This is a genomic window from Mariniphaga anaerophila (assembly GCF_900129025.1).
GTDB classification, from domain to species: Bacteria; Bacteroidota; Bacteroidia; order Bacteroidales; family Prolixibacteraceae; genus Mariniphaga; species Mariniphaga anaerophila.
On record NZ_FQUM01000003.1, the window covers coordinates 375,468 to 398,217 of the forward strand.

General features: G+C 42.9%; 19 protein-coding genes. 8 read left to right on the plus strand and 11 right to left on the minus strand.

Annotation, left to right across the window (positions count from 1 at the left end; all coding sequences use genetic code 11):
- Positions 1-242: 242 nt before the first annotated feature.
- Both BUB08_RS07655 and glpK read right to left on the minus strand, forming a co-directional pair.
- Positions 243-992, minus strand: a complete 750-nt coding sequence (locus BUB08_RS07655) for an MIP/aquaporin family protein (protein WP_073000423.1) — start codon at positions 990-992, stop codon at positions 243-245.
- A gap of 125 nt (positions 993-1,117) precedes the next feature.
- Entirely contained in the window at positions 1,118-2,614 is a 1,497-nt protein-coding gene (glpK, locus tag BUB08_RS07660) for a glycerol kinase GlpK (protein ID WP_073000425.1), read from the minus strand.
- A gap of 108 nt (positions 2,615-2,722) precedes the next feature.
- Between glpK and BUB08_RS07665 the strand changes: the two genes are divergently transcribed.
- Both BUB08_RS07665 and BUB08_RS07670 read left to right on the plus strand, forming a co-directional pair.
- The gene (locus tag BUB08_RS07665) at positions 2,723-3,721 is read left to right on the plus strand and encodes an NAD(P)H-dependent glycerol-3-phosphate dehydrogenase (protein WP_073000427.1); all 999 of its coding nucleotides are present in this window, start codon (positions 2,723-2,725) and stop codon (positions 3,719-3,721) included.
- A gap of 37 nt (positions 3,722-3,758) precedes the next feature.
- A complete protein-coding gene (locus BUB08_RS07670) occupies positions 3,759-4,544 on the plus strand; it encodes an META domain-containing protein (protein ID WP_139249642.1) in 786 nt (261 codons plus the stop codon).
- Between the two features lie 131 nt (positions 4,545-4,675).
- Here the strand turns inward: BUB08_RS07670 and pgi are convergent, their stop codons facing one another.
- Positions 4,676-6,322 carry a glucose-6-phosphate isomerase gene (gene pgi, locus BUB08_RS07675; RefSeq protein WP_073000429.1) on the minus strand — a complete coding sequence of 549 codons (1,647 nt, stop codon included), beginning with the start codon at positions 6,320-6,322 and terminating at the stop codon, positions 4,676-4,678.
- Positions 6,323-6,731: 409 nt separating this feature from the next.
- Between pgi and BUB08_RS07680 the strand changes: the two genes are divergently transcribed.
- Entirely contained in the window at positions 6,732-8,027 is a 1,296-nt protein-coding gene (locus BUB08_RS07680; RefSeq protein WP_073000431.1) for a serine hydrolase domain-containing protein, read from the plus strand.
- Positions 8,028-8,037: 10 nt separating this feature from the next.
- Complete coding sequence (deoC, locus tag BUB08_RS07685; RefSeq protein ID WP_073000432.1) at positions 8,038-8,751, plus strand: deoxyribose-phosphate aldolase; 714 nt, start codon at positions 8,038-8,040, stop codon at positions 8,749-8,751.
- 68 nt (positions 8,752-8,819) lie between these two features.
- On the opposite strand, the gene BUB08_RS07690 is transcribed toward deoC, so the two are convergent.
- A complete protein-coding gene (locus tag BUB08_RS07690) occupies positions 8,820-9,185 on the minus strand; it encodes a T9SS type A sorting domain-containing protein (RefSeq protein ID WP_073000433.1) in 366 nt (121 codons plus the stop codon).
- 49 nt (positions 9,186-9,234) lie between these two features.
- Positions 9,235-9,975 (minus strand): 3-deoxy-manno-octulosonate cytidylyltransferase, encoded by a 741-nt coding sequence (gene kdsB, locus BUB08_RS07695; protein ID WP_073000434.1) that lies wholly within the window; start codon positions 9,973-9,975, stop codon positions 9,235-9,237.
- Positions 9,976-10,156: 181 nt separating this feature from the next.
- On the opposite strand from kdsB, the gene BUB08_RS07700 reads away from it, so the two are divergent.
- The 4 genes from BUB08_RS07700 to secG are packed head-to-tail and all read left to right on the plus strand — an operon-like array spanning position 10,157 to position 12,895.
- Positions 10,157-11,386 carry a sigma-54 interaction domain-containing protein gene (locus BUB08_RS07700; protein ID WP_073000435.1) on the plus strand — a complete coding sequence of 410 codons (1,230 nt, stop codon included), beginning with the start codon at positions 10,157-10,159 and terminating at the stop codon, positions 11,384-11,386.
- A gap of 3 nt (positions 11,387-11,389) precedes the next feature.
- Positions 11,390-11,902, plus strand: coding sequence for an LptE family protein (locus tag BUB08_RS07705; protein ID WP_073000437.1), 513 nt, complete (start codon positions 11,390-11,392; stop codon positions 11,900-11,902).
- Positions 11,903-11,904: 2 nt separating this feature from the next.
- Entirely contained in the window at positions 11,905-12,510 is a 606-nt protein-coding gene (locus BUB08_RS07710) for a tetratricopeptide repeat protein (protein ID WP_073000439.1), read from the plus strand.
- A gap of 10 nt (positions 12,511-12,520) precedes the next feature.
- Positions 12,521-12,895: a preprotein translocase subunit SecG gene (gene secG, locus BUB08_RS07715; protein ID WP_073000441.1), complete on the plus strand. Its 375-nt coding sequence runs from the start codon at positions 12,521-12,523 to the stop codon at positions 12,893-12,895.
- Positions 12,896-13,000: 105 nt separating this feature from the next.
- On the opposite strand, the gene BUB08_RS07720 is transcribed toward secG, so the two are convergent.
- From BUB08_RS07720 to BUB08_RS07745, 6 genes are all read right to left on the minus strand, one after another.
- Positions 13,001-13,501, minus strand: coding sequence for a shikimate kinase (locus BUB08_RS07720; protein ID WP_073000443.1), 501 nt, complete (start codon positions 13,499-13,501; stop codon positions 13,001-13,003).
- Positions 13,502-13,530: 29 nt separating this feature from the next.
- Complete coding sequence (locus BUB08_RS07725; protein WP_073000445.1) at positions 13,531-16,185, minus strand: DNA gyrase/topoisomerase IV subunit A; 2,655 nt, start codon at positions 16,183-16,185, stop codon at positions 13,531-13,533.
- Positions 16,186-16,205: 20 nt separating this feature from the next.
- Positions 16,206-18,041 carry a DNA topoisomerase IV subunit B gene (locus tag BUB08_RS07730; protein WP_073000447.1) on the minus strand — a complete coding sequence of 612 codons (1,836 nt, stop codon included), beginning with the start codon at positions 18,039-18,041 and terminating at the stop codon, positions 16,206-16,208.
- A 189-nt stretch (positions 18,042-18,230) separates the two neighbouring features.
- Positions 18,231-18,524 carry a PG0541 family transporter-associated protein gene (locus tag BUB08_RS07735; RefSeq protein ID WP_073000448.1) on the minus strand — a complete coding sequence of 98 codons (294 nt, stop codon included), beginning with the start codon at positions 18,522-18,524 and terminating at the stop codon, positions 18,231-18,233.
- A gap of 11 nt (positions 18,525-18,535) precedes the next feature.
- Positions 18,536-21,655 (minus strand): efflux RND transporter permease subunit, encoded by a 3,120-nt coding sequence (locus tag BUB08_RS07740; RefSeq protein WP_073000449.1) that lies wholly within the window; start codon positions 21,653-21,655, stop codon positions 18,536-18,538.
- Between the two features lie 34 nt (positions 21,656-21,689).
- The gene (locus BUB08_RS07745) at positions 21,690-22,745 is read right to left on the minus strand and encodes an efflux RND transporter periplasmic adaptor subunit (protein WP_073000450.1); all 1,056 of its coding nucleotides are present in this window, start codon (positions 22,743-22,745) and stop codon (positions 21,690-21,692) included.
- Positions 22,746-22,750: the final 5 nt, after the last annotated feature.

Genomic DNA, 22,750 nt, shown 5'->3' on the forward strand with positions numbered 1-22,750 from the left:
TATATCATTTTTTTAGTTAACAAAGGGAAAATACTGTGGTGCAAAAAAGTGGTGCCTGCGTTTTGAACCATGGAAAGAGTCCATTAAATACTTAAAAAAAGTCCAAAAAGAAAGGGCAGCTCATCAGCTGCCCTCAAATGTTAACCCCCAAACACACAAGCAATACAGAACGTATTGCGCTACAAATGTAATAAACCTTTTTTCATTTCCAAAAAAGTTTATTTTTTTTTTCAAAAAAAAGACTACGCACAATTACAGGTAATAAAATAGTGAACCAGTGAGGCTAAGGCGGCACCTGCCACCGGGCCTAAAACTGGTATCCACGAATACTGCCAATCGCTGTTATCTTTGTTTTTTAATGGAATTAGAGCGTGAACAATCCGCGGCCCCAAATCCCTGGCAGGATTAATTGCATAACCGGTGGTTCCTCCCAAACTCAGTCCGAGTGAAAACACCACCAATGCCACCGGAAGTGCCCCTAAAGATCCCAATCCGACTTTACTGCTTCCGAGACTTTCATATTGCAATTGCGGCATTGTAATTAACAGCACGGCTAAAACAAGAACGAAAGTTCCTACCGTTTCCGAGAAAAAATTGTTTTTAAAATCTCTTATAGCCGGCGATGTGCAAAAACAAGCTTTTTTTACACCTTTGGCGGTTGTTATTTTAAAGTGATTCTTAAAAAATACATAAACAACAAAAGCTCCCAGCATTGCCCCTAGCATTTGAGCCAGAATAAAAGGCACAACTTTTACCCATTCGAACAAACCGCTAAATGCCAACCCCAGCGTAACGGCAGGATTAATATGTGCCCCGCTGATGTCGGCAGTTGCCAGCACAGCTACAAAAACGGCCATGCCCCACCCTGCTGTTATAACAATCCATCCACTTGCGTGACTATGAGTTTTATCCAGATTCACACTGGCGACAACGCCATTCCCAAGCAGAATCAAAATAAACGTGCCTAAAAACTCTCCAAAATATTCAATCATATATGTAAATTTTAATCTTCGAAATAATAATCTTTTGCAACTGTGTTATATTGTTCAATTTGTTCCAGAAACAAGTTTTTGCAAACACCCGTCACCTCTGTTTTTTAGAAATGCAGACAAACCTTTTAGAACGACTCGTACCAGGCCTTACTTCTTTTAACGGCTTTCTCCCAATTGGCAATTAGTTTTTTCAATTTCCCCTTGTCTGCTGCAGGCTCAAATTTCCGATCCACTTGCCACTGTTTCTTCACATCCTCCAAATCCTTCCAAAATCCGGTTGCCAGGCCGGCCAGATATGCAGCTCCCAAAGCAGTGGTTTCAGTTATTTTCGGACGAACAACATTTATGTTAATCACATCAGACTGAATTTGCATTAACAGATTATTTACGGCGGCACCTCCGTCAACTCTCAGCTCGTTAACCTTTATTCCCGAATCTTCTGCCATTGTTTTAATTACCTCCATTGAGCTCAGGGCAATTGCCTCCAATGCAGCGCGGGCAATATGAGCTTTTCCGGTACCGCGGCTTAACCCGATAATGGTTCCGGTTGCATACTGATCCCAGTGTGGTGCACCCAACCCCACAAACGCCTGTACAAACGAAACCCCGCCGCTGTCGGGCACCTGAGATGCCAGCTCCTCAATTTCTGCTGATGATCTGATGATTCCAAGTTGATCGCGAAGCCACTGGACCACAGCGCCACCAACAAAAATGCTCCCTTCGAGCGCGTATGTAGTTTTGCCGTTTATTTGCCAGGCAATTGTTGTAAGCAGATTATGTTTAGACGCAATGGGTTTGCTTCCCGTATTTTTCATCACAAAACAGCCGGTACCGTATGTATTTTTTACCATCCCTTCTTTAATACACATTTGCCCGAACAGTGCAGCCTGCTGGTCGCCAGCTATTCCGGCAATCGGAATTTCGCCTCCGAACAACTCCGGTTCGGTTTTTCCGTAAACTTCGCTACTTTGTTTTACTTCCGGAAGTATCTCTTTCGGAACTCCCAAAATCTCCAACAACTCGTCGTCCCATTCTAAAGTATGAATATTAAAAAGGAGTGTCCGGCAGGCGTTGGTAACATCGGTTACATGCAACTTTCCGCCAGTGAGTTTCCAAATAAGCCAGGTATCCACAGTGCCAAATGCCAGTTTGCCCGCTTTTGCCAAATCGCGCGCTCCCTCAACATTATCGAGAATCCATTTAATTTTCGTTCCGGAAAAATAAGCATCGATAACCAGCCCTGTTTTTTCGATAAAAAAATGCTCCAGGCCGCGAGCTTTCAACTCATCGCAAATACCTGCAGTGCGACGATCCTGCCAAACTATGGCATTGTAAACCGGTTCTCCGGTATCGCGGTTCCACACTACGGTTGTTTCGCGCTGATTTGTAATTCCAATTCCGGCAATGTCAGAAGGAGAAACATTGTTACTTTCAATTGCATCGCGGGTCACTTTCAACTGAGTTTCCCAAATATCGCGGGGGTTGTGTTCAACCCAGCCAGGCTGAGGATAAATCTGTTCAAACTCCTGTTGCGCAGTACCGACAATTTCTCCAGAATGATTAAAAAGAATAGCCCTGTTACTCGTGGTTCCCGAATCAAAGGCCAGAACATAGTTACACATGGTCTAAAGATTTATTTTATTGATTTGAACCATGAAAATACAACAATTACAGTAAATGAAACAAAAGTTTAACAATCTTCTTATTTTTGCATCCCGAAAACAATTGGGATGAATATAAAAACAGACAGAATAGGCATTATTGGAAGCGGAAGCTGGGCTACTGCTATTTCTAAAATGCTGCTGGAAAACGTTGGGCAAATCAACTGGTTTTTTCGAAAGACGGAAACCATTGACACATTCAGAGAAACAGGTTACAACCCGCGTTATCTCCAAAGCGTGGAATTTAATGTGGAACAAATTAATTTCTTTAACAATGTTGATACGCTGGTAGATAATTCAGACATTATTGTATTGGCCGTACCGTCTGCATTTTTGCCCGAAATTCTTGGCGGATTGAAAACTGACCTCAGCAGCAAATACTTTTTGTCGGGAATAAAAGGAATTGTTACCAATGACAATCTTCTGGTTGTGGAATACCTGAAAAACTATTTCAACGTACCGTACGAAAACGTCGGAGTAATTGCCGGCCCGAGTCACGCGGAAGAAGTAGCCCTCGAAAAACTGTCGTACCTGACGGTAGCAAGCATTGAAGAAACCAAGGCGACTAACTTTGCTAAGCTAATTCAAAGCGAATACATTTACACCTCCATTTCAGACGATATTTGGGGAACAGAATACACGTCGGTAATGAAAAATATAATCGCTATCGGAGCCGGAATTGCACACGGACTTCGGTACGGAGACAACTTTCAGGCGGTGTTGGTTTCCAATGCAATTCATGAAATAAAGCGGTTTGTTGACACCGTACATCCCATAACCCGCGACATTAAAGACTCTGCCTATTTGGGTGATTTGCTCGTTACCGTCTATTCGCAATTCAGCCGCAACCGTTTGCTGGGCACACTTATCGGCAGGGGTTATTCGGTACGAAATGCATTTTTAGACATGAACATGGTGGCAGAAGGTTACTATGCCTCGCGCTCTATTCATGAAATTAACAAACAATACAATGTTTCCCTGCCCATTTGCGAAGCAGTGTACCGAATTTTATACGAAAATATTCCTTCTAAAAAAGAAATAGCTCAGTTAGCCCTAAAGATGAACTAAAGCACCTTCTTTAAGTTTAATTTTTAAAACACAAATCATGAAAACAAAAACAATTTTTCTTATTACGTTTTTACTTGCCGTTTTAGTTTCTTGTAACACAGTAAAAAAAGCACAGAACAAACAAGAATATTCTATGGATACTTCCAGAAATTCGCTGGATTGGGCAGGAACCTACGCAGGTTTTTTACCATGCGCCGATTGCGAAGGGATTCAAACAGAAATCACATTATCAGAAGACCTGACTTATACAATGGCCTTAAAATATACGGACAAAGACGAAACTGTTTTCCAGTCGTCAGGTAAATTTGAATGGGATAAAAACGGAAGCAAAATAACCCTAAAGGGAAAAAACATTCAGAAAAATTCTGAAAAATACCTGGTTGGCGAAAACCAGTTGTTTAAACTCGACATGGACGGGAATCGGATTTTGGGAGACCTCGCCGCAAATTACATATTGAGAAAAAGAGGAACTACTATTGTTGAGACCTATTGGAAACTGGTTGAGCTGAGGGGCAAAAAAATCGATCAGGGAAGTTTCCAAAACCGCGAGCCTCATCTCATTCTTAAAGTTTCAGACAACCGCGTTTTTGGAAATGCAGGCTGCAACAATTTTAACGGAACGTATGAATTGCTGGACGGTAACCAAATTAAGTTTTCGCCACTGGCCACCACCAGAATGGCATGCCCGGAGATGGAACTGGAAAGTGAATTTTTGAACGTTCTTCAAACGGTCGATAATTACAACAACAACGGCGACGAACTTATTCTCAACAAAGCTCGAATGGCGCCGCTTGCCAAATTCAAAGCAGTTTACCTGCAGTAAATCATCAGTTATTCAAACAGGTTTTGAACCTAAAAAAGCCTTCAAGTTTTGAACCCTTGAAGGCTTTTTTATTGATAACAAGCCGATATTAGTTGACTTTAAGGCGTTAAACTAACGTCTGTGCCATTTTTCTATCGCATCTTTTTATAGGCGTTAATTAATCCGTTTGTAGATACGTCGTGCCCCACAACCGGTTCGTTGCCCGACAGTTCCGGAAGAATTGCGCTTGCCAGCTGTTTACCCAGTTCAACGCCCCATTGGTCGAAACTAAATATGTTCCAGATAATTCCCTGCACAAAAATCTTATGCTCGTACATGGCAATCAACGATCCCAAAACATGCGGAGTCAGTTTTTTTACTAAAATTGAATTGGTAGGCACATTACCGGGAAATACTTTAAACGGAGTCAGAAATGCAATTTCCTCTTCTGTTTTGCCGGCGGCTTTTAACTCGGCAACAACCTGTTCTTCTGTTTTTCCGGCCATAAGCGCCTCGGGCTGTGCAAAAAAGTTAGCCAGCAATTTTTGTTGATGATCTCCAACTTTGTTATGATTTATTGCAGCAGCAATAAAATCGCACGGAATCAGTTTAGTCCCCTGATGGATAAGCTGGTAAAATGCATGCTGACCGTTGGTTCCCGGTTCGCCCCAGATAATCGGGCCGGTTTGGTATTCAACCATTTCTCCGTTGCGATCCACATATTTTCCGTTGCTTTCCATATTTCCCTGCTGGAAATAAGCTGAGAACCTGTGCATGTACTGGTCGTAAGGTAAAATTGCTTCAGTTTCGGCACCAAAAAAGTTGTTGTACCAAATTCCAAAAACTGCAAGAATCACCGGAATGTTTTTATCGAATTCAGAGTTTCTGAAGTGTTTGTCCATTGCGTGAGCTCCCTCCAGAAGACTGATGTAATTTTCGTAACCAATGCCTAAAACAATGGAAAGTCCGATGGCAGACCAAAGTGAGTAACGGCCTCCCACCCAGTTCCAAAACCGGAACATATTTTTAGTGTCGATGCCGAATTTGGCAACTTCTTTTTCGTTGGTAGAAACAGCAACAAAATGCTTTTTCACAAAGCTTTCATCTTTAGCTGCGTTAAGAAACCAGTCGCGGGCAGTATTTGCATTTGTCATGGTTTCCAGCGTAGTAAATGTTTTTGAAGCCACAATAAAAAGTGTGGTTTCCGGATTTACCTTTTTCAATGTTTCTGCAATATGAGTTCCATCCACATTTGAAACGAAATGCAGGTTGAGATGGTTTTTATAAGGTTTCAGTGCTTCGGTTACCATTAACGGGCCAAGGTCTGAACCTCCAATTCCAATATTTACAACATCGGTAATTGCTTTTCCGGTGTAACCTTTCCACTCGCCTGAAATCACTTTTTCAGAAAATGCTTTCATTTGGTCGAGCACGGCATTAACCTCGGGCATCACGTCTTTCCCGTCAACTAAAACCGGCGTATTGCTACGGTTACGCAAAGCCACATGCAAAACGGCACGGTTTTCTGTCGCATTAATTTTCTCTCCGGAAAACATGCTTTCAATTGCTTCCCTTAGTCCGCATTCGCGTGCCAGTTCAACAAGCAATTCGCGCACTTTATCGTCAACAATGTTTTTTGAAAAGTCAACAAGAATATCTTCAAATTCTAACGAATATTTCTGAAACCGCTCAGGATCCTTTTCAAAAATTTCTTTCATATGAGTGCCCTCAAAATTGAAATAATAATCTTCAAGTTTTTCCCAGGCATTCGTGGTCATCGGATTTATTTTTGGCAACATAACTTATATTTTTATTGTTTCGATTAATAATTACATCCTGCGTAGAAACAAGATTGTTGTATTACGATTAAATAACTTTCTGGTTAAATCGTTACAAAGATAAACGTTTGTGATTATTACATGTTACTCACAAATTAAGCTTAATCAATTTTTAAGCTTAATTTTCGCTATCAAAATTAGAAAAACCTATTACACAAAGGCTCCTTTCACGCTTGCATTAAATGCTGCAACCGGGCATTTCCCGGCCTCTCGCTTTCCAAAAAGTTCGACGTATAATGAGCAAAAAACCGAAGTAATCTATTCTGAACTTTAATAACGAATTAACAAAAGACATGAAGTGTTGGAGTAATTTCCCTAAATTAGAGGCAGAAAAAATACCGATAAAAAAAAATCATTTAAACACCTGATAATGAAAAAACTTTTTATTTCATTCTTTCTGTCAGTTGTCCTTTTTACCGCAGGAAATGCACAAACAAAATCCATCAAAAAATCTCCGGTTTTAAGCGAAGTCGCCCCGGAAAGTGTTGGTATTTCGCCCGAGAGGCTGGCACGAATCGACAAAATGTGCGAAGATGCAGTTGCCAACAACGATTTACCTGGAATTGTTTCTCTGGTTGCCCGCAACGGAAAAATTGTGCACTGGAAAGCATACGGAATGGCAAACAACCAGGCCGGGAAAAAACTAAAACGCGACGACATATTTCGCATCGCTTCGCAAACAAAAGCCGTTACAGCAACAGCAGTAATGATGCTTTGGGAAGAAGGAAAATTTCGCCTCGACGACCCGATTTCAAAATACATTCCTGAATTTAAAAATACGCAGGTTTTAAGTTCATTCAGATACAGTGACACCACCTGGATCGGAGTTCCCGCCAACAAACAAATTACAATAAGGCACTTGCTCACACACACGTCAGGAATTGGATACGGCGCCATTGACAGGGACGAACGATTCAGAATGATTTTTGGCAAAGAAGGCATTATTGACGCCTTTACCACAGAAAACATAACCATCTCAGAAAATATAAAAAAGCTGGCAAAAATGCCACTGCATCATCACCCCGGAGAAGCTTACACATACAGCGAAGGGCTGGATGTACTCGGTTATTTTATTGAAGTGGTTTCAGGAATGCCTTTCGATCAATTTCTGAAAACAAGAATTTTTGACCCGCTGGGGATGAACGACACCTATTTTTACCTGCCCGACAAAAAAGCAGAAAGGTTGGTTGCGGTTCAATACAAAGAGGACGAGAAGTGGAAAAAACTTCCGGACTCTTCTTATGATGCTGATTATCCCATAAAAGGAGCAAAGACATTTTTCTCCGGAGGAGGCGGTCTTTCCAGTACGGCAAAAGATTACGCAACACTGCTGCAAATGTACCTGAACGGCGGGGAATACAACGGAGTCAGGCTTTTAAGCAAAACCACAATCAATACAATAATGAAAAACCAAACCGGACAGTTGTATGGAGGAAATGAAAAATATTACGGGCTGGCCTTTGCCGTTCTGTCGGAAGGTGGAGAAACCAAAGGCGGGTTGGGAAGTGCAGGCACATTTGACTGGGGCGGCTATTTTAATACCCAGTATTTTGCCGACCCAAAAGAAAATGTAATCGGGATTATTATGAAACAAACCCAGGGCCCGGTTAACGACCAGACCGGATGGAAATTCAGACAACTGGTTTTTCAAACAATTGACAAATAAAAACTCAACAATGGATAAAATTAAACAACTCGCGAAAATGATCGACCATTCCATTCTTCATCCCACATTAACTGATGAGGACCTGAAAAGAGAATGCGAAGTGGCAAAAAAATATGACGTGGCATCGGTTTGCGTAAAACCTTACGCAGTTAAACAGGCTTGTGAATTTCTGAAAGGCACTGATGTTTTAGTAGGTTGCGTAATTGGTTTTCCTGCCGGCAACTCTGCTATTCCGGTAAAAATATTTGAAGCGGAAACAGCCTGCAACGACGGCGCAGAGGAAATAGACATGGTGATTAACATTGGCAAGGCATTACAGGGCGACTGGAATTACATTGAAAAGGAAGTAGGCGCTGTAACAAAAAAATGCCACGAAAACGGCGCTATTGTCAAGGTAATTTTCGAAACCGACTACGTTACAAAAGAGAGTGACATCGTAAAACTTTGCGCAATTTGCACCAAGGTGAGTGCTGATTATGTAAAAACATCAACCGGTTTCGGATTTGTAAAAGGTGACGGCGGGAAGTACAGTTACACCGGAGCAACCATTCCAAACCTGGAGTTAATGAAAAAGAATGTCGGGCCGGGAGTAAAAGTAAAAGCTGCCGGAGGAGTGCGCACGCTCGACGGATTACTGGCTGTACAAAAAGCGGGATGCTCACGGTGCGGGGCAACTGCAACAATTGCAATTTTGGAAGAAGCCCAAAAAAGATTCAGCTCCTGAAACAGGAGCGCTTAAACCTCTATTGAAAAACTAAGTATGTCTTTTTATCGGGAAGAAAAGAAACTTCTTCAGTGAGAAGAAACCACGAGTTTTTTAACCACCATTTTGTTTTCGGCGGTTTTTACCCTTACAAAATAAATACCGCTGGGAACTCGCTCCAACCTTAACGTATATTTTGGCGTAGCAAAATCCATTTTTCGTAAAACAACCTCTTTCCCTGCAATATTAATTAACCTGATTTCGGAGATCTCTCCTTTGTTCATTTCCAGGGTAACTTGTCCGGTTTCTGTTGGATTGGGATAAATCTTCAATTCGAAACGATCTTTATCCATTAACGATGGCTGGGTTTGGTCGTAAAAATTATTGCCCGGGCTAAAAGCAAACCCGGAGAAAGCAAAAACAAAAAACAAACCTGCTATTATTAATCGTTTCATAACTGATAATTTACGATTTCTCCACCTAATCAGCAAATTTTGTGCCTTTTTATTTCATCAGCAACTCCTCTGCCACCCTCAAATCGTCAGGCGTGTCAATTCCGATACTCTGAAATTCGGTTACCGCAGTTTTTATCTGAAATCCGTTTTCCAGCCACCGCAACTGCTCTAGTGCTTCAACACGTTCAAGCTTTCCGGGGGTCAGCTTGGTTATCTGCTGCAAAACTTCGTTGGTATACGCATACATTCCTATGTGCGCCCAAAATGTGTTTGTCAGCAACCAGTCGCTCTCTTTTTCGCCCCTGACGTACGGTATTGGCGAACGACTAAAATACAGTGCCTTTTGATCATTTCCGAGAACAACTTTTGGGCGGTTGGGATTAAACAACTCTTCGGCAGAATCTATCGCTTTTATTAACGTGGCAATTTCAGTATTCCCATCAAAACAAGCCATCAACTGCCGAATCTGGTCTGCTTTAATAAATGGCTCGTCGCCCTGCACGTTAATTACAACATCAAATTGAATGTCTTTTTTCAACGATCTTGCTGCTTCTGCACAGCGGTCGGTACCACTTCTGTGTGTTGACTCGGTATAAACAGCTTTCCCGCCAAAAGCTTCAACTTCGTTAAAAATCCTATCGTCGTCGGTCGCCACCCAAACATTGTCAAGCGCCTGTTTTACATTTTCATAAACCCACTGAATTACCGGTTTTCCTCCGAGCATTGCCAGTGGTTTTCCCGGGAAACGGGTAGATTTAAAGCGTGCAGGTATAATTGCAACAAATTCCATTCTGTTCTTCTAAAAAATTTCGTGTGCCAAAGATAACGATTATAAAATCCGGTTCTCAAAATCGAAGAAAAATGTTGTTATACAATCTTATAAAACAGAAAAAAAGTTAATTGAAAACGGTTCGGGAGTATTGCCGGCGAAAAATTGTAAATTTGTCGTCTTATTTGAATAACAAAAGACAATGGATCTTCAGGATATAAAACAAAGGTTTGAAATAATTGGTAATTCTCCGGGACTAAACAGGGCTATTGAAGTAGCGGTGCAGGTTGCTCCCACAGACCTTTCAGTATTAATTACAGGAGAAAGCGGAACCGGGAAAGAAGTTTTCCCTCAGATTATCCACCAGTTTTCGAGCCGGAAGCACGGAAATTACATTGCTGTAAACTGCGGCGCCATTCCTGAGGGAACAATTGATTCAGAACTTTTCGGCCACGAAAAAGGCTCGTTCACCGGTGCGCTTTCCGACCGGAAAGGTTATTTCCAGGAAGCGGACGGAGGAACAATTTTCCTTGATGAAATTGGAGAACTCCCGCTTTCAACCCAGGTACGACTGCTGCGCGTATTAGAAACAGGAGAGTTCATCAGGGTGGGTTCTTCAAAAGTTATTAAAACCGATGTGCGGGTAATTGCCGCCACCAACGTAAATCTTCCGACGGCAATTGAAGAAGGAAAGTTCAGAGAAGATTTGTACTACAGATTAAACACTGTCCCGATTACCATTCTTCCGCTAAGGCAGCGCCCCGAGGATATTCATTTGCTGTTTCGCAAATTTGCACGCGATTTTGCAGAGAAATACCGAATGCCTTCGGTAAGGCTGAACGATGAAGCCCGCGTTCTGCTAGAAAATTACAGGTGGCCGGGGAACGTTAGACAGCTAAAAAACATTACCGAGCAAATTTCGATTATTGAACAAAACAGAGAAATTACAGGTGATGTTTTGCAGCGCTACCTTCCGTCGCTCACTTCGAAAAATCTGCCGGCAGTATTTTCAAAAACAGAAGAAAAAGGCTTTTCAAACGAACGGGAAATACTTTACAAAATCCTTTTCGATATGAAAAAGGATATGAATGATTTGAAAAAGCTGGTTTTCGATATTATGGAAAACAAGGAAGCTCCTATTTCTCACGATCAGGCGCAAATCATTCGCAACCTTTACGATTCGGAAGACATCAATTTTTCGCAAAACGATCACCAGCCAAAACCGGTGCATATTCCTCACATCGACAAAAACAATATTCAGGATACCGAAGAAGTAATTGAGGAATCTTTATCGTTGGAAGACAAAGAAATTGAACTGATAAAAAAAGCGCTGGAGAAACATAACGGGAAAAGAAAATATGCCGCTGAAGAGCTGGGTATTTCGGAGCGGACACTTTACAGAAAAATTAAAGAGCATAACATTAAAGGCTAGAAAATGCAAAAAAGGCTTGTTTCATTTTTTACAATAATTCTGCTGGCGGCCGTCGTCAATTCGTGCAGAGTTTCCTACTCATTTACCGGGGCAAACATCTCCCCTGCCGTAAAAACATTCTCGGTTTACTATTTTCCCAACCGGGCACGTTTGATAAATCCGACTCTAAGCCAGTCGTTTACAGAATCCCTGCGTGAAAAACTGCAACGCCAAACTCCGCTTAATGAGCTTGCCGAAGACGGTGACCTCATTTTCGAAGGCCAAATTACTGGATATGACGTTCGCCCCATGTCAATTCAAAAAGAAGATATGGCAGCGCTGAACCGGTTAACAATTTCAGTACGTGTAAAATACACCAACAACATTGATCCCGACCAAAACATTGAGCAGACATTCTCCGCTTATGAAGATTTTGATGCCACAAGCTCGCTTAGCGCCGTGGAAGACGGGCTGGTTCCGGAAATTATTACAAAATTGACCGAAGACATTTTTAACGCCACACTGGCAAACTGGTAGTCATGCAAAAAGAACAGTTTTACAATCTCCTGGATAATACGAATTTGCTGAATCAGGAAACTCTTACAGAGCTGAAAGAGCTAACCGAAAAATACCCGTATTTTCAATCGGCCCGGCTGTTATATCTTAAAAACCTGCAAAATACCGGCGCCTCTGATTTCGAATCGGAGCTAAAAAAAGCAGCGCCACTCGTTGCAGACAGAAAACAGTTGTACCGGATTTTAAACCCGGGAAAAAGAAAAAAATCAGGAAATACAAATTTCGAAAATCAAACGTCTGCTTCGTCAGGATACATTATTGAAGATTCAGGCAAAAGTCTTTCAGGAAATAGTCTTATCGACAAATTTCTGTCGGCGCAACCAGGTCCCATGAAAATCGGGAAAATCAGTCGCGAAAAACATCTAGAAGATTCTGAAAATGAAATAATCGCAAAATCGGTGGCAGAAAATGACGAACTGGTTACCGAAACCCTGGCCACGATTTATTTCGAGCAGAAGAAATACGATAAAGCGCTGGAAGCTTTTCAAAAATTAAGCTTGAAATATCCGGAAAAAAATGTTTACTTTGCAACCCGAATTGAAGAAATAGAAAAATTAAAAAACATTTAACTGACATACGATGTACGCATTAATCACAGTTTTAATTTTTATCGTTTGTGTTCTGTTGATATTAATTGTATTGGTACAGAACTCAAAAGGTGGTGGATTGGCCAGTAATTTTCAATCATCAAACCAGATTATGGGTGTTCGCAAAACCACCGATTTTCTGGAAAAAGCAACCTGGGTTTTAGCCGGTGCATTACTTGTACTTTCCATTATGGGTTCCGCTTTTATTCCTCGTGAACAAATAGGCCAGGAACAGTCCAGAGTAAGAGAACAAGTTGAAACCGCAGTAGATCCTACTCAGGTTCCGAACTTCCCGACCACAGCTCCGGAAGCAACAACCGACGAAAATGCACCAGCTCCAGCAACCGAAGACGGTGACCAACAATAAGAAATTAGTTTTCAAACTTATACAAAGCCATTTGTTTTAAACAGATGGCTTTTTTCATTTAATAAACTGAGAAGGAACTGTTACAGAAAAGAATAGTAACAAAAGCTAACTGTTGACCATCTTCATAATATCGTCCAGCAGAATATCCGGATCGGTAATTTGAAAATGTGCCTTCGTGTAAAACTCGTTGCGTTTATTAAGGGTTTCGTCAATAAATGCAACAAGCTCTTCTTTAGATTTTCCTTTGATTAGCGGTCGTTCGGTTTTAGAATTCAACAGGCGGTCGGCTAAAATCTTGGGATCAATGTTCAGGTAAATGGTTTGCCCGGTTCGGTTCATCAAATCCACGTTATCGAAAAAGCAGGGAGCGCCTCCGCCTGTGGCAATAACCACATCGGAAAACTCAGCAAGTTCTTCCAACGCTTTACGTTCTTTCTTGCGAAATTCGGCCTCTCCTTCTTCTGAAAAAATCAGGGGAATTGTTTTGCAGTTGCGTTTTTCAATGTAATGATCCATATCGACAAACTCAAGGCCAGCGTGTTTGGCCAGCCTCCGTCCTAGCGTCGATTTTCCACAGCCCATGTATCCAATCAGGTAAATTCTCATCTTTCTCAATAAAAAGCTAATTGTCGGTTCTAAAACAACGACATCTGATTCGGATCTTCATCCGTTCCCGGTCGTTTAATTTCAAAAGGCACGTCGTCAAAATCATCCGGAGTTTTTTCCGCATCAACATCCGTTTCATCCTCCGGCTTGTCGTGTTCATCGCGAACTACCGGCTCCAGTTCTTTTACATTTTCGATGCTGTAATTAGACAATCTTTTGCCTTTTGCTTTCCATGATTTTACCCCGATATATTCTGCCACCTCAATAATTTCGTTTTCGCGTTCGGCATGTTTTCCGCCAAACTCAATTTCAAAACGGGGGTAACTTACCCAGGTTATACTCACCAATTTATTGTCCTCATTTTCGCCGACAAATCTCACACGTTTACCTTCAGTCTCATCAATTTCAAAACGTTTCACATAATAGAAACTTTGCTCGGCATCGTAATAAACCACCGAAAGAATTTTCTTACTGTCGAACTTTTCAATAGTCAGAATATCCTGGTCGAAGTGATTGCTGAGATCGAAATTATACAACTCGAATTCGCCATTTTTGTAAATAACCAAAATCTTATCTTCGCCGGCAAACTCACCCAGGTATTTCCCGCGTGAATCGGCATTCAGGCGAAGCACGTCTTCGTCAAACCAAATCTTCCGTCCGCCAAGCGTTGAAACTCCCTTTTCCTTCAACGAAATTCGATGAACTTCGTGTTTTGTCAGGATATTTCCCATGGATTGCCGGCCTTTAATGGCCAATTCGCCCAAATCTACTTCGAATGCCAGTTTCTTCAACCGGGGCTTTGGCTTTAGCAGAATCTTCAATGTTTCCGCTTCTCCGTTGGGATTGGCAGAAAAATAGGTGATCCGCGATCCAGCCGTTTCTTTGGTAATATTGTATTCTTTATCGCGGGTAACACCGGTAACCGAGAACCGTTTCATGTACGAAAAACCGGTTTTGCCGTCGCGGTACACCACATTGTAAATGGTACGTTTATCGTTTCGCTTAAAAACGGCCAGGTACATTGGATTTTTGCCGATGAACGCCTTGTCTGTTACCTTGGTAATAAAATAGGTTCCATCGCGCCTAAAAACAATAACGTCGTCAATGTCAGAACAATCGCAAACATATTCAGCCTTTTTCAGACCAAAACCCATAAATCCTTCTTTGCGATCGACGTACAACTTTTCGTTTTTGACAACCACTTTTGTGGCCACAATATTTTCGAAACTTCTGATTTCTGTTTTTCGTTCGCGCCCCTTTCCATATTTATCTTTCAGATGGCTGAACCACTGAATAGTATAAGGAACAATATTATCGATATTATGCTGAACGTCTTCTATTTCATCTTCGATGGCAAGAATGCCTTCTTCTGCTTTTGCTGCATTAAACTTGAGGATGCGGGCCATGCGAATTTCCATCAGCTTCAGAATATCCTCGCGGGTAATTTCCCGCTTAAAATTTGGTTTCCACGGATTCAGCCGCTCGTCGATGTGCGCCACTGCCTGATCCATGTTCTCCGAATCCTCAAATTCCTTGTCTTTATAAATTCGTTCCTCTATAAATATTTTTTCCAGCGATGCAAAATGCCAGGCTTCTTCCAGCTCCGATTTTTTTATCTCCAGTTCCAGTTTCAGCAGTTGCAGAGTGCTGTCGGTAGATCGTTTAAGAATCTCCTCTACTCCAATAAAATGAGGTTTATCGTTCTCAATAATGCAGGCGTTTGGCGAAATGGAAACTTCGCAATCGGTAAAAGCGTAAAGGGCATCTATGGTTTTATCGGACGAAACGCCGGGCGCCAGATGCACCAGAATTTCTACGTGTGCCGCCGTGTTATCGTCAATTCTTTTAATCTTGATTTTGCCCTTATCGTTGGCCTTTATTATAGATTCGATAAGCGTTGTGGTTGTTTTACCGTAAGGAATTTCGGTAATCACCAGTGTTTTGTTGTCGTGCTTTTCAATTTTCGCACGTACTTTTACGGAACCGCCACGCAGGCCGTCGTTGTATTTGCTGCAATCTGCCAATCCGCCTGTTGGAAAGTCGGGCAACAGCTCAAACTCTTCCTTTTTCAGGTAAGCAATTGAAGCGTCAATAAGCTCGTTAAAGTTATGAGGAAATATTTTTGAAGCCAGTCCAACTGCAATACCATCTACACCCTGCGCCAACAGCAACGGAAATTTCGACGGCAGTGTTACCGGTTCTTTTTTTCGTCCGTCGTAAGAAAGCTTCCACTCTGTTGTTTTGGGGTTAAAAAGCACTTCCAACGCAAACTTCGACAAACGGGCTTCGATGTAACGAGGTGCGGCAGAACCGTCGCCGGTGAGCATATTTCCCCAGTTTCCCTGGGTATCGATAAGCAAATCTTTTTGCCCTAACTGAACAATGGCATCGCCGATAGAAGCATCGCCGTGCGGGTGGTACTGCATGGTTTGCCCTATAATATTCGCCACCTTGTTGTAACGTCCGTCGTCCATCTCGCGCATGGCATGCATAATACGCCGCTGAACAGGTTTCAACCCGTCGTTTACATACGGCACAGCACGCTCTAAAATTACGTACGATGCATAATCGAGAAACCAGTTGCGGTACATGCCCGGCAAATAGGTAATCTCTTCTTTTACTCCGTCACTTCCTTTGTCCGGTTGTTCTTCGCTATTTTCCTTATCTAATAATTCTTCTGACATTCTGTTCTATTGAGCCCTTTTTAAGCTACCTCGTCTTTCTCTACGTACAAATTTTCAATAATAAAATCCTGCCTGTCGGGGGTGTTTTTTCCCATGTAAAACTCAAGCATTTGTGATACCGACTCGTGTTTTTTCATCATTACCGGGTCGAGCCGGATATTTTTACCGATAAAATTTTTAAACTCATCGGGAGAAATCTCCCCCAGTCCTTTAAATCGTGTTATCTCCGGTTTTCCTTTCAGTATATTAATGGCATCACGACGTTCTTCGTCGGAATAACAATAGTACGTTTTCTTTTTATTTCTCACCCTGAAAAGCGGAGTTTGCAAAATAAAAACGTGCCCTTTCCGAATCAGCTCCGGAAAAAACTGCAAGAAGAACGTGATAAGCAACAACCGAATGTGCATTCCGTCAACATCGGCATCGGTTGCTATTATTATTTTGTTGTAGCGCAAATCGTCAATGCTCTCCTCAATATTCAGCGCTGCCTGTAACAGGTTGAACTCTTCGTTTTCGTAAACCACTTTTTTTGTGAGCCCGTATGTATTAAGCGGCTTTCCGCGCAAACTAAAAACGGCCTGAGTATTTACATCGCGCGATTTTGTGATGGAACCACTTGCCGAGTCCCCTTCGGTAATAAAAATGCTCGACTCTTCGGCACGGTCATTTTTATTGTCGAAATGAATGCGGCAATCGCGCAACTTTTTGTTGTGCAGGCTCACTTTCTTTGCCCGCTGCTTGGCCAGTTTCTTAATTCCCGAAATGGCCTTTCTTTCGCGTTCCGATTCAGTAATCCGCCGCAACAGAATTTCTGCGGTATCCGGATTTTTATGCAGAAAATTATCCAGTTCTGTTTGCAGAAAATTCCCCACATGAGCACGCACTGACGGCCCGTTGGGACCAACATCTTTTGAACCCAGCTTGGTTTTTGTCTGCGATTCGAAAACCGGTTCTTCCACTTTAATGCTCACTGCAGCGACAATGGAAGCACGAATATCTGAAGGATCAAAATCTTTTTTGTAAAAGTCGCGAATGGTTTTTACATAAACTTCGCGAAAAGCCTGAAGGTGTGTACCTCCCTGCGTAGTGTGCTGCCCGTTAACAAAGGAAAAGTAATTCTCTCCGTACCGATTTCCGTGGGTAACCGCAATTTCTATGTCTTCTCCTTTGAGGTGAATCACAGGATAAATCGGATGATCGTCCATGTTTTCTTCCAGCAAATCGCGAAGGCCGTTGCGGGAATAAAACCGTTCGCCGTTGTATTCGATGGTGAGCCCGGCATTCAGGAAGGTGTAGTTTTTCACCATGTTCACCACGTAGTCGCTAATGTAGCGGAAGCTTTTAAATACTTCAGGATCGGGTTCGAAAACCACCTTTGTTCCATTGGCTTCTTCCACTCCGGTTAAATCTTTTTCGCCGGTAACCATTCCGCGGCTAAACTCTATCTCTTTGGCTACTCCTTCGCGAACAGAACAAATGGTAAATTTTGACGAGAGGGCATTTACTGCTTTGATACCCACCCCGTTCAAACCAACCGACTTTTTAAACACCTTGGAATCGTATTTAGCCCCGGTGTTCATTTTACTGGCAACATCCAACAATTTTCCCAACGGAACACCCCGACCATAGTCGCGAATGGTAACTTTTTCATTTTCGATATCGATGGTAATCTTTTTACCGAATCCCATCATAAACTCATCTATCGAGTTATCCATCACTTCTTTCAGCAGCACATAAATACCGTCGTCAGCCGCCGTGCCGTCGCCCAGTTTTCCGATATACATACCCGGACGTTTCCGAATATGCTCCTGCCAATCTAATGTACGTATTGTTCCTTCGTCGTAATTCGGAGTCATTTTTCCTGAATTTTGGCACAAATATAACCAAATCGGCGTGGTTTTGTGTCGGCAAAACCTCACCAAAAACTAACAATCTGACGTTGAAAAGTTTAGATATTAAATACTTTAACCCCCTGATAAAAAAGAAAAGCAGGAGCTTTCCGAACAGAAAACTCCTGCTTTTATCATTCGATATGCAAAATACTGTTAAACAGTTTTTTCCACTGCCCACACAAACGCCCGGACTCCGACTTCTTCGTTAATTTCATCCAGTTTCTTCACAGCGGCCAGTAAATCGTCCACCACTTCGTCGGGAATAATGGTTAGCGCCGCCGAATTCATCTCCGGCCAGGTGTGGGTGCCCATCCGGGGTTCTCCGGTTTCTGAGCCTCTTCCTTTCACATTGGAAAACCAGGTGTATCCGCGTATCTCCAACTTCCCGAACATATATTCCACACGCTCGGTATTGGCCTGGTTAAATACTATCATTACTGCTTTCATCTTTTTGTCTTTTACTCCATAAAACGGAATTGTTTCACAACTTTCTTCTTTTTATCGCGTTCGCCGTGCTGCGCCATAATGCCGTACATTACCGGAACAATTACCATTGTAACAATGGTTGAAAACACCAGTCCTCCAATTACGGTAATTCCCATAGGGCGCCACAATTCGGCTCCTTCGCCGGTGCTAAGCGCCAGTGGCAACATTCCCAAAATAGTAGTTGCGGCAGTCATTAAAACCGGGCGCAAACGCGACTTTCCGGAAACGGCAATGGCTTCGTAAAGTTCCAGCCCGCGGTCGCGCATCAGGTTGGTGAAATCGATGAGTACAATACCGTTTTTCACCACAATACCAATTAGCAACACTGCTCCCAGCGCAGCAACAAGACTTAACGTGGTACCGGTAAGGTAAAGCGCAACAATAACTCCGGTAAATGCAAACGGAATGGAAAACATAATCACAAACGGCATGGTAAACGACTCAAACTGAGATGCCATAACAATGAAAACCAAAACCAGGCTGATTATCATTAACAGGCCCAGATCCATAAACGATTCCTGCTGATCTTCGTAAGCACCGCCAACATTCAGTAATACTTCCTGCGGAATATCCAGCCCTTCAAGTTGGGCATTTATCCGGGCGGCAAGTTCTCCCAGCGCTACTTGGTCCGGCTTAGCCGAAACGGTAACAATACGTTCGCGCCTTTTGTGTTCAATGTTTGGCGGCGACCAGTACTCTTTTACCTCACCCAGTTCTTTCATTTTAACCTTTGCGCCGGTAGGTGTTACAATGGTAATTTCATCCAGGTCGGTCAACGAGCTTCTGAACTCTTCTTGCAGCCTTACACGAATATCGTATTCTTCTCCCTCTTCTTTGTATTGCGATGCAACCATACCGCTAACCCGGTTCCGGATATTGGAAGAAACCTGCGAAGTAGTGAGCCCGTGCAACGCCAGTTTGTCGCGGTCCAGCACAAACTGCAACTCCGGTTTGTCGGTTTTTCGGCTTACCTGAATATCGATTGCGCCCGGCACAGTTTCCAGTCTTTTGCGAACCTCGTCGGCCAAAGCATTGGTCAAATCAAAATCGTACCCGTAAATTTCAACGTCAACGGTATTGGAAGTGCCGCCCATACCCTGGTTTGAAGTGGAGACACTAAAGTTTATCACTTCGGGCAACGCGGCAATCTCTTCACGCATTTCGGCAGCAATATCCCAAACCGAACGGTCGCGATCTTCGATGTCAGAAAGTCGCATCATAAAGTTTATCATATTGGAACCCGTGGTGGTAAAAAGAGAGAAAAAACCGCCTTCGTCATCAGAGCCTGATGAGGCCGCCATAATTTGTACCTCCGGAAATTTTTCCTTGAATACCTGTTCCAGATACCGGGCTGTTTTTATGGTTTCCTCAACCCGCGTTCCGGTCTGAAGCTCAATTTCTGCAGAGATGCTGCTTTCGTCCGATTCGGGCATAAAGTCTGTATGAATATTCTTCATCAGAAAAATTGAACCGACAAAAATAGCCAGCGAAAAGAATAATATTAAAAGCTTGTGCCGCAGCGCCCAGCGCAAAGTACTTTCGTAAAAGTTATCCAGAAAACCCAATCCTTTTTCAATGGTATTTTCGTAGCTGAGAGCACGTGGCTTTTTCTTTTTTCCGCGTAGTTTCAAAAATTTCGATGCCAGCATCGGAGTCAACGAAATTGCCGCCAGCGTAGATGTTACCACAGTAATGGTTACAATCCACCCCAACTGGTTAAAAATTACACCGGTCATTCCGCCGACGAGGGTAAGCGGGAAAAATACTGCCACAACAACCAGCGTGGTAATAATTACAGCCAGCCACACCTCGTTGGTTGCATAAATTGCCGCTTCGCGCGGAGTTGCTCCCCGTTCCACATGTCGCGTAATATTTTCGAGCACCACAATGGCATCGTCCACCACCATACCAATCGCAATGGACAGAGAGGTTAATGAAATTACGTTAATTGAGCCCCCGGTAACAAACAAGAACAGGAATGCCACAATCAGCGAAATAGGGATGGTAAGTACAATAATAAATGTTGCCCGCCATCTTCCAAGGAAAAACAGCACTACCAAAATCACGAAAAACAACGCATACAAAAGCGTCTGCGACAAGTTATTTACCGAGCCTTTTATGAATTCGGAAGTATCCATAATCAGGTTGATTTTGATGTCGGGAGGAAGATCTTTTTCCAGTTCCTCAATGTTTGCACGTACTTCGCGCGCCACTTTTACAGTATTGGCGCCCGACTGTTTCATTACAAACATGCGAAGGCCGGTTTGACCGTTGATTTTTTCGTCGAGAGAAAGATCTTTTATAGAGTCTCGAACCACTGCCACATCCCGGATGTACACCGGTTTGCCAGCCATGTTTCCCACAACAAGGTTTTCAATACGCGAGCTGGTATTGAATTCCCCCTGCACCCGAAGCTGATAATCAATGTCTCCCATTTTTATGTTTCCGGAAGGCATGTTCATATTTTCTGCGGCAATCGTACTTCCAATTTGTTCAACGGTAAGATTGTACGCATCCAAAAGCCGGGGATCGGCATCCACATAAACCACACGTTTTGGAGCTCCCATCAGGCCGATGGAACCAATCCCCTCCACGCGGTTCAACGGATTTACAATTTTCTCGTCCAGGATTTTTTCCAGCCCCGAATAACTTTCTTCCGCGGTTACAGCATAAAATACTATTGGCATCATGCTGGTGTTGAACTTGAAAATCTGGGGACGTTCAGCAGCTTCGGGCAGGAAATCGTAAATACGGTCGATCACATCCCGAATATCGTTTGTGGCTTCGTCGAGGTTAGCTCCCCACTCAAACTCCAGGTTAATTACCGAAAGGTTATCTGTTGAAGTAGATGTTATTTCTTTCAGGTTGTCTACCGAGTTAAGTGCATCTTCAATGGTTCGCGTTACGTTGGTCTCAATGTCGCTGGCATTTGCGCCCGAATAGGTTGTCATTACCGAAATAAACGGCGGATCCATTTCGGGGTAAAGGTCGACGGGAATCTGAACCAGCGAGTAGAGTCCCATTACCACAATGGCTGTAAAAACCATAAGCGTGGTAATAGGCTTATTTACTGCATTTTTGTATATACTCATGTTCTTTTTTTTAAATAAAGAATTTTGCCACCTGCTATTTTACGACTTCCACTTCTACGCCGTCGAGCAAGCGCGCCTGCCCGCTAATCACAACATGGTCTCCGGGCTTCAATTCATCTGAAAAAACTTCAATGTTATCGTCGTACCGTTTACCAATAACAACACTAACACGGTGTGCTTTTCCATCTTTTTCCACAAACAGGTAACGGTCGTTCGACCCCTGCATTTTTAATACGGCCATGCTGGGCAGCAAAACAGCTTCTTCCTCATCGAGATCGAGGTTAATGCGGGCAAACATACCCGGCCTCAGCAACCTCTGGCTGTTATTTATTTTTACCTCGGCATTAAACGTACGGTTTGAAGGATCGATGGTCGGATGAACACGTTCTATTCTTCCGCTAAAGTTACTGTTCGGATAAATATCAACCTTTATTTCTGTTTCCATTCCCTTTTTTACCTGGGGAAAATACTTTTCAGAAAGCGGCACAAGAACTTTCAACTGATCGATTTGCACCAGCGAAAGCACTGCTGCTTTTCCGGCCTGAGTATTTGGTGTTCCCGAGTACAATTCGCCCGGCTCAAAATATCTGCCCGACACTACTCCGTTAAAAGGAGCCAAAAGCTGTGTATTTTCTTTCAGAAATTTTACGTTAGATAAAGCCACTTCGTACTGGGCTTTTAGCTGATCGTACTGCTGTTCGGCAACACTTCCGTATTTTGCCAGAGTATCCAGCCGTTGAAAATCAACTTCGAGGTTTTTCAACTGAACTTCGGCCTGGTGCAACTGCGTGCGATCCATTTGCACCAATAATTCTCCTTTTGAAATATGGTCGCCAACATCGGCAAAGATTCCTTCAATTCTGCCCGGAGATGCCGGTGCCAGGTGAACCTCTTCGTAGGCTTCAAGTGTTGCCGGGTATTCTACCGAGCGGGCAACGGTTTGCATCTGAAGTTCCATCACCCTTACTACTTCTTTCTTTTCGGGCTTGCCAGCGGCTGTGTCTGTTCCGCCCTGCTGTTTGGGCGAGCAACCAACAAAAACGGCAACTGCCAGAGCTAATGCGATAATAAGTTTTGAAATCTGTTTCATTATTG